The sequence below is a fragment of the Algoriphagus confluentis genome, assembly GCF_036245625.1.
GTDB classification, from domain to species: domain Bacteria; phylum Bacteroidota; class Bacteroidia; order Cytophagales; family Cyclobacteriaceae; genus Algoriphagus; species Algoriphagus confluentis.
On record NZ_BTPD01000005.1, the window covers coordinates 84,372 to 97,114 of the forward strand.

Here is a 12,743-nt window from a genome sequence, read left to right on the forward strand (position 1 = left end):
GCTTCTTTTATTTTCCCGGATGATAGACTTTTTTGGCGTTTTGAATGACTTCTTCCTTATCCAAGGTCATCCGCTTCAGGTCCCGATTGACAAATCGCTCCATTTGGTCTGAATAGTGCGGACTTTCGGGGCGATTACTTGCCCCGTAGACATTGATGCTCTCCAATTGGGGAAGGCCATTTCCAAATCTGACCATCAGGATGTAAGACTCTCCCTGCACGGCTTTTCGGGTTCCGTTTTCGAGAGGGGTGCTTCGGATGGCTGCCAGAACGTCGTCCAAACCCCAAAGAGGCAAGACTTTTTCTCCTCGGACCAGCTTCTGGTATTCTCCTAAAGTGATCAACTCTTTTCTGAAATGGGTCTGAAAATGCTGCTTTGCCTCCCTTAGTCCAATGAGTGCCTCTTCTTGAGTAAGCTGCGTATCAAAACTTCTTCCCTCCTTGGCAAACTGATCCCACCAATAGTAGTAGATAAAGCCAAAAATAGCAGCACCTACACTTTCCTGATCCGCTTCTCTGTCCCAAGCTTGAAGCTGGTGAATAAGGCTTCTGATGTCTTCATGCTCAAGGGAGTCAAGGGAAAATAGAGCCGTCATATCGGTGCGGAATGCGAGGTTTTGCGGTAGGGTTTGGTCAAACTTAATTCGCTCAAAATACTCCCATGAGATCCTTCCTGTGTCCGGCATAAGTTCTCTGAATCTCGCCGATCGGTTGTTGTCCCTAAGGTCAAAGCCCATTTCCACAGGATAATCCTCAGCATACAGATTGTCTTCCATTCTGCTTGCTTTGAAAGGAGAATGGTTGGTATTGAAGAGAAATCCCGAATTGGGATTTACCTGCTGAGGAAGCTCTAAAAAGGAGTGAAATTCAGTCCAAAGGGTTTGTTTGGTGTTTCCGGGGACAGTGCCTGTGTAGTCAAAGCCGGGAGTCCTTTTAGGTAAAAGTCCATTGCTGACATAGAATATGGTGTCGTACCTGTCTGCATAGACCGTATTGAAGTTGGTCAGCTGCATGGAATTCATGGCCGCTTTCCATTCGGAAAAGTTCCTGGCTTTGTTCATTCTCCACCACTGTTCAGGAGCCCCGATTCGCTGCAATGCTCCCATGCGAATGGAAAAAGCTCCCTGATCCGTAACTAAAGTGGGGCCATAGATGCTTTTCCAAACTTTTTTGGGAACCGGAATCGTAATCCAATCCCAAAGGCGAACCTTAAGCCAGGCATAGTGTGATTCCAATTCCAGCCATTCTCCATCGACGAGGTATTCATTTTGGTCATCGGGATTGAGCTGCAGCTGATAGAGATCCAAAAAGTCAGGTGTATTTACCGTGTGGGCCCAGCCCAAATGTTCATTGGCTCCATGAAAAATCATGGCTCCGCCTGGAAAAAGTCCTCCGAGGATATTCCAGCCTTCTTCCGAATGAAGATGGGCCTCATACCAAGCCACGGGCCCTTCCAGAGGCTGATGGGAATTGATAGCCAGGAAGGTTTCATAGGAATCTGTCCTGCTGGAATGAACCGCGATGGCATTAGACCCCTTGGGCATCGGGTCTTCAGGAATCATTTCCACATTTCCGCCTACTATTGCTTGCACGGCTCGGTCTGCACCGGACATCTGAGCAAGAGAAAGGATATAAGCCGAGACTATTTCTTTTGGAGTAATGGGGAAAGCTGGTTGATAGAGTACCTCCTCCGGATGAGCAAGGGCGTAGTCATTCATGCCTGCCGCATAGCCTTCCAAGACTTTTTTGAATTCTGGGGAAAAGGTGGAATCGTATTTTTCACGGGCAATTTTCTTTGTTTCCAATAAATGGACAAAGAAATCCACTCCAGCCCCCTGTTCCCCAAAGACACGTCCCGCCAGAGCTTTCCCTGCCAAAATCGTTTTCTGAATCGTCTCAAAATCATCCTCAGCATGGGCCCAAGCCAAGCCATAGGCCACATCGGCATCCTTTGTTCCAAAAATATGGGGTACACCAAATTCATCCCGTGCGATCTGTACCTGAGAAGTATCCCATCCGGAAGGTTTCAATACCCGCTGGCAGGAAGTACTGAGAAGGATAAACAAGAGAAAAATGGAGTTGATTCTGTACATGTGAAGAATGCTTTTTTCGGAAAAGTAAAGATGGGTTTTTTTAAGTTTTAAAAAAGAGGACAAATTCCTGTCAAAATAGTTTCCCAATCCCTGAGACGGGAGGTCAGCCTTGAAACTAGCCTATTCTGCAAGGCATGACGTTTTTTGTGGGCTTAAGGGAAAGCAGAGGACAGTTTGCTGGTAAAGGCAAAAGGGTGGTTTTACCGAAGTTTATTCCCGAGGGCTTTGGTTTTCAAGACTTTTTCTGAAAAATCCCATTTTCATCTAAACTCATAATCCACTCCATGCACTTGGGTGAGTAGGGTGGCCGGAGCATCCAGGGCCACGGCGGATTTGAGTGGAATCGGGGTGACTGGGGAGTTTTTCGCCAAGTAATTTTTCATAGCCTCATGGAGCGTGTAGGCTGTATTTTCAGTTTCCATTACTCCTTTGAATCGGCAAAGCATGTCATCCGGATCTCCGTCCCGCTCGCAGGCACAGATCGTGTAGACTTTCTCCATGTCGAGTGGCTTGCCGTGAACCAAAGCTTTTTGAACTCGCTTTCCTTCTTCACCAAAGGCGTTGAACTCGACTTCCATTCCCTTGAATTTGATCACCCAGCCTCCAAAACGCTTGGAGGCATCTTCTGCAAAGACATTGTTCAGCTCTTTTTCCAGCCAGGTACTGATCTGTGTTCCGGTCACTTTCCCCGTGCGGATAGTGCTGTCTACTGGCAGCATGTCGTAGATGAATCCATGAGTAATAGGAATATTTCCGGTCTGGTCTGGAGTTGTCCTTGGGGGACAAAAACGAAATCCATTCGAAAGGACAATGTCCACTTCGGGTACCTGCCAGCTGATGGCATTCAGAATCATCGTGTCGATTGGGTTTTCGATCACAAAATAGCGGTAAAGCGGTACTGTGCTGTATCCTGCAATCTGGTAAATGTCCTCTTGGAAGGGCTGCTCATTTTGAGCAATTAATTCGGTCATCTTTTTGGAAGGAGCATTTTTCACCGCATCCACTTCCAAAAGTTCATAGTGGTCACTGACTACTTTTCCGTTTTCGATTCTCAATTCCAGTTTTCCCACAAAAGAACCAAAAGCTCCGGGTTCCACTACTTTGGCGTAGGTGGATTGGATGGGTTTTCTTACCCGCTCGTGGGTATCTCCACCAAGAATATAATCTACCCCTTCGCAGGCGGGGAGATTGGCCAAATGAAGCTGTTGAGACAAACCCAAATGTGCTATGATTGCCACAAAGACACATTTTTCCTGATTTCTCAGCACATCTACATAGTGCGCAAGGTTCTCTTCAGGTTGGGTATAGATGATTCCTTTGCTGTAGTTGGGGGATTGTCGGATAGGCACCAAATGGTCGGTATAACCCAAGAACCCGATTTTTACTCCATTGACGGTCCAGATGTGGTAAGGAGGGAAAATGAGTTCACCCTTTTTTCCATTACCAGAATCGTGGTACATGTTTGCGCAAATTTTTGGGGCATGAAGGGATCCAAGCAGGTGCTGCATGGCTTTTTTATAATAGACAACCTCCCAATTTCCTGGCAGATAGAGCTCATACCCCATCTCATTGAGCAAGGGGACGATGGCCTCGCCGGTGGTTTTCACAGAAAGCTCCGATCCCTGAAACATATCCCCCGTATCAATCAGGAAACTGTGCTCACTTTCCTTGCGGAGTTTCTCCACAAAAGTCTTCAAGTGAGCATATCCCCCAGTCTTCCGAAATACAGATTTTCCATTTTCCCAGAATAGCTCATCATGGGGATGAATCTGACAGTGCACGTCCGTGGTTTGCAGAATGGAGACCGTAAAGGAGGAAGGGTTTTCTTTGGGAGATTTTTCAGTCCTATCGGAGGCAGAAGCTATCCCGGCAAGTCCGGTGGTGGCTCCCAAAGCACTCAACTGAGCGATGAATTTTCTTCTGGAAGAGTTCATGTATCGATAATTCTTGGCTGAGGTAATCGGGTTTTGGATAACTCAGGAAAGAGAATACGCCCCCAATATCTTTGGGAAAATAGAATTTTAAGTCTAAAAAACTTGGTGACAGCTGTCACAGAACCAGAAAAAGCGATGGTCCCAGAAACGAAGTTGATCAAATTGAATCTACGAGGCATAGGATTTGGAAAGTGAAATTGGGTCAGGACCAAGATAGAATGGGCTTCCTTCTCCAGTCACTCTGAGCAGATCCTAGCCTGGTGAATGATTCAAAAGACCGCACCTTTGCATTAATTGTCCACCAATCCAGTTGATTTTTTGGCAGGGGTAAATTTGACAATCTCGTTTTTCATGGGCGAAATGGTTTGCAAATAGGCATACATCGCACTCAAATCTTCTTCTTTCATACCAGCATACATGGTCCAGGGCATAATGGAATTGAATTCGCCTGGATTGACTTTTGGTATGGCGTAGCCTGAGTCTGTGTATTGTTTAAATCTCTGGATAAAAACCTCCTCCGACCAGTTTCCGATACCTGTCTCTGGATCTGGGGTAATATTGGAACTGGTGACTAACGATCCGTCGGGAAAAGGAAAATCTCTTCCCCCAGAATATGCAAATTCATGATTAATTACCCCCTGAGGAGTCATTCGTGTATGACACTCAATGCACCCGGAAGCATTCACCAAATAGCCTCCATAGGCAATCTGATCTTTAGGATCAGGTTTGGTCACCATCTCTGCATTTTGGGGCATAGTTCTCAGAATCAGGTTTACAGGGAAATCCGCCTTGGAGTCTTCAATTTTGGTTTCCACAGAGGGGATAGATCGAATATAGGCGATGATGTCATAGATGTCTTCGGGATCCATTTTACCATAATATACATAGGGCATCAGAGGAAACATGGCCCTGCCATCGTTGGTGACTCCAGTGGTAATCAGCCGGAATAATTCACCATCGGTATAATCCGAAATCCCAAATGGGGTAATGTTTTTAGCATAAAACACACCCGGCAATCCCATCGAGTGATCAAAGCGGTCCCCGCCTGCACCCAAAGTACCCGGTGTCGGCGGTCCTGAAAAAAGGGAGAAATCCCGCTTGGAATGACAATCCATACAGACTGCTACGTGGTTGGCTAGGTATGCCCCTCGTTGAATGCGGTCGGGGGTGTAGTCAATGGTAAGATCCGGTGCTGGGTCTACCTTTGGAAAAGAAAATTGAAGAATGACTACGGCGCAAACCAAGAGCAAAACCAAGGATCCGATCAGGTAAACGGTAATTTTTAAAATCTTTTTCATGGTGCTTTTGATTTGGTTTCCAGTAAGTTAGGTTTTAAGTTGTGAAGTATGCATCTTAAGCCATAAAAAGTTTTGTCAAAATCCTAAGTTGCAATTTTTTTTCTTCAATTGGGTTGTTTTTTCCAAATCAACTATGGGTTTTAAGAAAACAGAATGGAAAATTTCTTTATCCTTGAGAAAAGACTTTCTATTTTCACAGCCAACAAACCATCAATCGAATGAATAAGCTCCTTCTAGTTGTATTGCTGATCCTTGCCCTACCTGCATTAGGTCAGCAAAATGAGGTGTTGAGTAAGCTGGACTCCAAAGCTGATTTTTATGGAGATATAGCGAGGCAAATTTGGGCCAATCCTGAATTGGGCTATCTGGAGACTAACAGCTCAGCTTTACTCCAAAAAACACTCCGCGATGCGGGATTCAAAGTAAATGCAGGAGTGGCAGATATTCCCACTGCTTTTGTGGCTGAATATGGCTCAGGTAAACCGGTGATTGGAATAATGGCCGAATTTGATGCTCTTCCGGGTGTATCCCAAAAAGCTGTTCCTTTCCGTGAACCGGTAGTGGAAGGTGGGGCAGGACACGCTTGTGGACACCATCTATTTGGAGCAGCGTCTGTGGCTGCCGGGATCACTGTGATGGAGTGGATGAAAGCCAATCAAATCTCGGGTACTATCCGAGTCTATGGAACTCCTGCAGAAGAAGGCGGTGGTGGAAAAGTCTACATGGCCAGAGCAGGGCTTATTTCAGATGTAGATGCGATGCTTCACTGGCACCCCAGCTCTCAGAATGCTGCCGGAGCCACTTCTTCTTTAGCCAATATTTCGACCAAATTCAGATTCTATGGTGAAGCTTCCCATGCTGCTGCAGCACCTGAGCGGGGCAAATCTGCCTTGGATGCAGTCGAGTCCATGAATTTCATGGTCAATCTGATGCGGGAACACGTGCCTATGGAAACCCGGATGCACTATGTCATCACCCGTGGAGGCGAGGCACCAAACGTGGTGCCTGCTTTTGCTGAGTCCTATCATTACGTAAGGCATCCCGATGCTCAGGTGGTGAAAGAGATTTTTGACCGAATGGTCAAAGCGGCCGAAGGAGCAGCCTTGGGCACGCAGACCCGAATGGAGTATGAGATCATCAATGGAGTTTACAACCTTCTTCCCAATGAGACCTTGGCCCGTATCATGCATAAAAATTTAGAACTAATAGGAGGAGTAACTTACACTCTTGAGGAAAGAAAATTCGCAGAAGATATCATCAAGACTTATCCTTCCGGAGTAAAAGCCTCTCCTGAAGATGCCGGTAAAATTGCCCCTTTTGTGGTCGAGGAAACAGGGGGTGGAGGCTCTACTGATGTGGGGGACATCAGCTGGCTGGTGCCCACGGTAGGATTGGGTGCAGCGACTTGGGTACCGGGCACTTCGGCCCACACTTGGCAAGCCGTGGCAGCAGGAGGGATGAGTATTGGCCAAAAAGGCATGCTGGTAGCTGCAAAGACACTCACCCTGACAGCTATGGATATTTTCCAAAACCCTTCGGTAACTCAGACCGCTCTGGAAGAACTCAATCGCAGGAGAGGGGCTGATTTTACTTATAAAGCTTTGGTAGGGGACAGAACTGCACCTTTGGATTACAGAAAGTGATTTTGCACTCTGCCTGAGTGTTGCAAGGCCGGAATTTCCGATCATGGAATTCTGGCCTTTTCTCTTTTTGCTTTTTCAAAAAAATCTAACTTGTAATCGATAAACCCAGCTTACTTCCCAAATCATGGACAGACGCAAATCACTGAAAATCATCGGAGGTTCCGTTGCAGGAATTGCAGGTTTAGTCTTTGCCGACTGGAAATGGCAGATCCTGGACCGGATGACTCACCAAGGCTTTTTTTCTTTCGAAGAAGAACAATTGATTTCTTCAATTGCTGATACCCTAATCCCTGAAGGTTTGCCTCCAATAATGCCTACACAGAGTGCACAGCCTATCGGTGCGCTCAGCACAGGGACCGATCAGTTTTTGATCAAGCTTTTTGAACATTGCTATGAAAAAGAAGATCAGGATCTGATCAAAATGCAGCTCAACTCCTTGGGAAAAGCCGGATTTTTGGATCTGTCCAGAGAGGAAAAAGAGAAAAGCCTGATCGACCTGGGGAACTCCGAATCAGACGAAGAAAACAAGTTTTATAACTTGATGCGTTCCAATACCATTTTGGGATTCACTACGGTCAAAGAAGTCATGGTCGAATACCGAGATTACAAAGTGGCCCCGGGGTATTATCGAGGATGTGTGGATGTACCACCTTCCAAAGCCTAAACCCAAAATATGATGCTTCAAGATTCAAAAGACAAACGCACCTACGATGCTATTGTGATCGGTTCGGGTGCTTCCGGTGGCTGGGCTGCCAAGGAACTCTGCGAAAAAGGACTAAAGACACTTGTTCTGGAAAGGGGCCGAATGGTTCGCCATATTGAAGATTATCCTACCGCATCCAAAGCCCCTTGGGAATTTGAATTTCGGGGAGTAGTGCCCATCGACAAACGGTCAGGCGTCGGAGCGGCCAATTGGCGTAGAGAGGAGACCATGCATTGGGCATTGGCTGAAGATGAGCAGCCCTACATTGAGGAGAAACCTTTTCGCTGGTTTCGAGGATACCATGTCGGTGGTAAGTCCTTGCTTTGGGCGAGAGGTACGCAGAGATGGTCGGACTTCGACTGGGAGGGACCGGCACGCGATGGGTATGCAGTTGATTGGCCGATTCGCTACAAGGACATGGAGCCTTGGTACACGTACGTGGAGACTTTCGTTGGTTTTGCTGGCAGTCGGGATGGATTGGATGTACTTCCCGATCAAGTGGTTCAGCCTGGATTTGAGCTCAGCTGTGTGGAGCAGTACTACAAGGAAAAACTTAAGGAGCTGTATGGAAACGAGCGACATTTGATCCAGGGTCGCTGTGCCCACCTGACCGATCCACAGCAGATTCATAAAGATCAGGGGCGAAATAAATGCCAAAATCAAAACATGTGCAACCGGGGCTGTGTCTACGGAGGTTATTTCTCAGCTAATGCATCCACTTTGCCTTGGGCTGAAAAGACCGGAAATCTGACTATCCGCCCTGATTCGGTGGTAGAATCCATTCTTTACGATGAGCAAAAAGGCAAAGCGGTGGGTGTGAGAATCATTGACCGACACACTAAAGAAGCCATTGAGTTTATTGCAAAAATCATCTTTGTGAATGCCTCTACGATCAATTCCAATGCGATTTTGCTCAATTCCAAATCCTCCCGATTCCCCAATGGCCTGGGCAATGACAACGGCCTGATGGGCAAATACATTACTTGTCATAATTACCGTGGAAGCGGATATGCAACCTTTGAAGGATTTTTGGATAAGTTCAATGATGGAAGAAATCCCGGACATGCCTACGTTCCCCGCTTCCGAAATGTCTATCGTCAGGAGACGGATTTCCTTAGAGGATATGCCATTGGCATGTCGGCCTCTCGACAATTGGACGGAAACGGGGAGCTGATCGGAGATGCGCTTCGTGACAGTCTGCTCAATCCGAAATATGGCCTTTGGGGGATGTCAGCTTGGATGCAGGGGGAAATGGTACCCGAGGAGTCCAATCACATGCGGCTTTCCACGGAGGAAAAAGACAAATACGGCATTCCCAAAATCATTATGTCAGTGGAGTGGAAAGAAAACGATGACAAGATGACCCGGGACTTTGTGGAGCAACAGACAGAAATGTATGAGCGCATGGGCTTCAAAAACATCAATGTCGTCGACCGGGGCTCACCTCCGGGTTCGGACATCCACGAGATGGGTGGCGTGCGCATGGGAAATGATCCCAAGACATCCTTGCTCAACAAATACAATCAGCTTCATGCCTGCAAAAACGTATTCGTGACTGATGGGGCATGTATGGCCAGTGCAAGCACTCAGAATCCAACCCTGACCTTTATGACCTTGACTGCCCGAGCTGCAAACCATGCGGTGGAGGAGTTGAATAAATTGAATTTGTAAACCAATCCCACAGATAAGCACAGATTTACACAGATCAGTGAAAACCTGTGTAAGTCTGTGAAATCTGTGGGAAATATTTACCCAAAAAACCTATGAAAAAGACTCTTACCCTCCTGATTCTAGCCTTGGCTTGGATCATTACCCCCTCTGAAACTCAAGCCCAGAAAAAAGGTGACCCGATGCTTCAGGTGCCTCTTGGCTTTGCTTCTTACACTTTCCGAAATCAATGGAAAAATGGAGTTCCTGAAGCTCTGGATATCATCCAGCAAATGGGTTTCACTGAATTTGAAGGCGGGGCTCCTCAGGGAGTCAGTGTGGAGGATTTCAAGAAGATGCTTACAGATAGGGGGATTTCGATTCCTTCGACTGGTACGGGCTTCGAGCAGTTGGAATCTGATCCGCAGGCCGTAGCCGATCGAGCCAAAGCCTTAGGAGCAAAGTATGTGATGTGCGCTTGGATTCCGCACAAAACGGGGCAATTTTCCAAAGCTGATGCAGACCGCGCCATCAAGGCATTTAATGAAGGGGGAAAAGTGCTCAGAGACAACGGAATTACTTTCAAATACCATGTGCATGGCTACGAGTTTCAGCCTTATGGCAAAGGGACCTTATTCGATTACTTGGTGGAAAATACTGACCCCAAGTACGTGTCTCTGCAAATGGACGTGATGTGGACCCACTTTGGTGGTGGTGATCCGGCAGCGCTTTTGAAAAAATATGGAAAAAGATGGGTCTCCCTTCACCTGAAGGATTTCCGGAAAGGGGCTCCAAGGGACATGACCGGGCTAACCGGACCCGAAAATGATGTTCCATTGGGTGAGGGTGAATTGGATTTCCCCGCGATTCTGCGAGAAGCAAATAAAATTGGGATCCAACACATGTTTATCGAGGATGAGAGTGAGCAGGAATTGGAAGCGTTACCCAAAAGTATTGCTTATTTGAAGAGTTTAACGTATTGATTCTGATTTATTTGGAGCCTGAACCCCCGCCAAAGCGGGGGCATTTTGGATTGTAATCCCGGTAATTATTTTTTTATATCCGTTTACTTATCAGGAAAAAATTATGCGATAAGTAGAATCTTTACCAGAGGTTACGTGGACTGTAGCCTTTCATCTGTGGAGGAATATCATCAACAATTTCACTTATCCTTTCCTCTAAGGGCATGAATGCGGATAATCACAAAACTTTTTTTATGATTATTCAAACCAAAATCAGATCAAGCTGTTTTTAGGCATATTGTGTCTAAAATGCGCTTATTATCCTCTTTATTTATTTTTATCATTCTCCTTGCACCTGTGGTGAATACCTTGAATGCCTTGGATTGGGTAGATGATTACTACGGATGGAATATCGTGGAAATCTTGGAGGTGGAAGAGGAGCGTACAGATAAAAGCGAAAAGACTAAGTTTTTTATTGAATTTGACTTTATCCAACTTGAAAGTTTGAGTAGGCTCCAATCCCAAAATCATGTGTTTGGGCAAATTCAAGAACAAAGTGGTTTCTTGTTTAGTATAGATTTCCCTCCCGAATTGAGCTGATTTTTATCCTTGGATTGATTTCAAAGATTTAGTCTGTTTCTACAGAGGTTTCTTTGGTAATCTGTTCATTCTAAGGTTTCTGGGCCTATCAGAAAAGATAGGTTCTCCACAACACATCATCAAAAAATCTTAACTGGTCATTTTCTTGGCTTGTGCTCCTAAAGAGGAAATTTCTCTTGAAGGGAAAATCATTGTGTGAAAAAATCATCAATGAACAGGTGAGGTATGGCTTTTTCCAAAAAAACAACATCATGAAAACTAAACTTATTTATATAATTCTTGCCTTCCTTTTCTTTTCTCCGGGCCTTTTGTCAGGACAGGTAATTTCTCCTTCTGTAGAAAAATTCCTCGATCTGGAGAAAAACCAATATTTCGCAGACCGTGACAGTGCTTATACTGATCCGGTATATGGACTGAAAAAGCTGATCTACGGAAATCGTCGCTTTGCGGAAGACAAGAGTATCAATCCAAGGCAAACTGATCAGGATTTGCAAAACACAGAAGCAGGTCAGGCTCCATTTGCCATCATCATCGGCTGTGCGGATAGCCGTGTGCCCAATGAGATCATTTTCGACCAAGGGGTAGGGGATTTATTCATCACCCGTACCGCCGGCCAAGTGATGGCAGAAGCGTCATTTGGCACAATAGAATACGCAGTGGAAGTCTTGAAAACCCGCCTTATTGTAGTGCTTGGCCATCAATCCTGCGGAGCGGTAGACGCAGCCATGAAGCTACCAGCCAATCCTCCGGGACACGTAGTCACCTTGATTAACTCCATCAAACCCGCATCTCTTCGAGCCAAAGCCCAAAATCTACCTGATAAGGAAGCTTTGGACTTTGCGATCAAAGAAAATGTAATTGAGCAAGTCAAAATGCTGAGAGGATTGGAACCCGTACTCAGCAGAAAATTTGACCGGGAAGATGTCTTAATCGTCGGGGCAGTCTATGATTTACATACGGGATATGTTAATTTCATCGAAGAGACGATTACTTCCCTGCCTGGCTATTCCGAAAAATTGGCGTCGAACTAGTCTTGGATTTCAATGACTTACTGATGAGACGAGTCCTAATCCTATTTATTGCAATCTTCCTAGCCGGTCCTTTTGGAGCGTTGGCTCAGGTAGAAGAGGAACAGTTAGGTGCGTGGTACATGTATTTCTTTACCAAAAAGCTGGGCGAAAAGGGTTTTGGAATCCAGGGAGATTACCAATTTCGATATTGGGATATGGGTGGTGACCGGGAGCAGTTGCTCTTGAGGACAGGGTTTACTTATCGTCCGAAAAAAGCTGAGCTTATGTTTACTCTTGGATACGTCTTTGTTTCCAGCGGTGAATTTGGAGAAAGTAAAAATTCAGTTCCCGAAAATCGTGTTTACCAAGAAGTTTTGCTGCCTCAGAAGGTAGGAAGTCGATTCTTCCTCACACATCGCTTTCGATACGAACAACGGTGGATAGAAACCCAGGACTTTAGGACCAGGTATCGCTATACTATTTTCATCAACTATCCGCTCAATGGCGTGGAATTGAAAAAGAAGGTTCTTTATTTGGCACTATACAATGAGATTTTCATCAATGGGCAAACCGACATCGGGAGAGGAAGAGAAGTGGAGCGATTTGACCGCAATCGAACCTATTTGGGGCTGGGCTTTGGACTTCGAAACAACCTGCGAATGCAAGCAGGCTGGATGAATCAGACCACGAGCCAATGGAGTAAAGGTCAGTTGCAGCTAAGTCTGCATCATAATCTGTAAAGTTAAAAGCCCGAATATTTTCGGGCTTTTTTATGAGATTTTGAATCCTTTCTTACCATGGTGCAGAGGCTCGGGAAGACCTTGGCCTGTCTTCCCGAATTCCCCTGACTTTTG

Annotated in this window: 10 protein-coding genes; 7 read left to right on the plus strand and 3 right to left on the minus strand. The window is 45.9% G+C overall.

Annotation, left to right across the window (positions count from 1 at the left end):
- Positions 1 to 7 precede the first annotated feature (7 nt).
- The 3 genes from AAA943_RS08690 to AAA943_RS08700 form a co-directional block, all read right to left on the minus strand.
- Positions 8 to 2,092 carry a penicillin acylase family protein gene (locus AAA943_RS08690; protein ID WP_338223836.1) on the minus strand — a complete coding sequence of 695 codons (2,085 nt, stop codon included), beginning with the start codon at positions 2,090 to 2,092 and terminating at the stop codon, positions 8 to 10.
- Positions 2,093 to 2,352: 260 nt separating this feature from the next.
- Entirely contained in the window at positions 2,353 to 4,026 is a 1,674-nt protein-coding gene (locus AAA943_RS08695; RefSeq protein ID WP_338223837.1) for a bifunctional metallophosphatase/5'-nucleotidase, read from the minus strand.
- 290 nt (positions 4,027 to 4,316) lie between these two features.
- Positions 4,317 to 5,324, minus strand: a complete 1,008-nt coding sequence (locus AAA943_RS08700) for a c-type cytochrome (protein WP_338223838.1) — start codon at positions 5,322 to 5,324, stop codon at positions 4,317 to 4,319.
- 218 nt (positions 5,325 to 5,542) lie between these two features.
- On the opposite strand from AAA943_RS08700, the gene AAA943_RS08705 reads away from it, so the two are divergent.
- From AAA943_RS08705 to AAA943_RS08735, 7 genes are all read left to right on the plus strand, one after another.
- On the plus strand, positions 5,543 to 6,967 hold the full coding sequence (locus AAA943_RS08705; protein WP_338223839.1) for an amidohydrolase: 1,425 nt from the start codon (positions 5,543 to 5,545) through the stop codon (positions 6,965 to 6,967).
- A gap of 124 nt (positions 6,968 to 7,091) precedes the next feature.
- On the plus strand, positions 7,092 to 7,631 hold the full coding sequence (locus tag AAA943_RS08710) for a gluconate 2-dehydrogenase subunit 3 family protein (protein WP_338223840.1): 540 nt from the start codon (positions 7,092 to 7,094) through the stop codon (positions 7,629 to 7,631).
- 12 nt (positions 7,632 to 7,643) lie between these two features.
- On the plus strand, positions 7,644 to 9,341 hold the full coding sequence (locus tag AAA943_RS08715; protein WP_338224070.1) for a GMC oxidoreductase: 1,698 nt from the start codon (positions 7,644 to 7,646) through the stop codon (positions 9,339 to 9,341).
- A 92-nt stretch (positions 9,342 to 9,433) separates the two neighbouring features.
- Positions 9,434 to 10,300 carry a sugar phosphate isomerase/epimerase family protein gene (locus AAA943_RS08720; RefSeq protein ID WP_338223841.1) on the plus strand — a complete coding sequence of 289 codons (867 nt, stop codon included), beginning with the start codon at positions 9,434 to 9,436 and terminating at the stop codon, positions 10,298 to 10,300.
- 288 nt (positions 10,301 to 10,588) lie between these two features.
- Complete coding sequence (locus tag AAA943_RS08725; RefSeq protein WP_338223842.1) at positions 10,589 to 10,879, plus strand: hypothetical protein; 291 nt, start codon at positions 10,589 to 10,591, stop codon at positions 10,877 to 10,879.
- Positions 10,880 to 11,130: 251 nt separating this feature from the next.
- The gene (locus AAA943_RS08730; protein ID WP_338223843.1) at positions 11,131 to 11,910 is read left to right on the plus strand and encodes a carbonic anhydrase; all 780 of its coding nucleotides are present in this window, start codon (positions 11,131 to 11,133) and stop codon (positions 11,908 to 11,910) included.
- A 23-nt stretch (positions 11,911 to 11,933) separates the two neighbouring features.
- Positions 11,934 to 12,629: a DUF2490 domain-containing protein gene (locus AAA943_RS08735; RefSeq protein ID WP_338223844.1), complete on the plus strand. Its 696-nt coding sequence runs from the start codon at positions 11,934 to 11,936 to the stop codon at positions 12,627 to 12,629.
- The last annotated feature ends 114 nt before the right edge of the window (positions 12,630 to 12,743 follow it).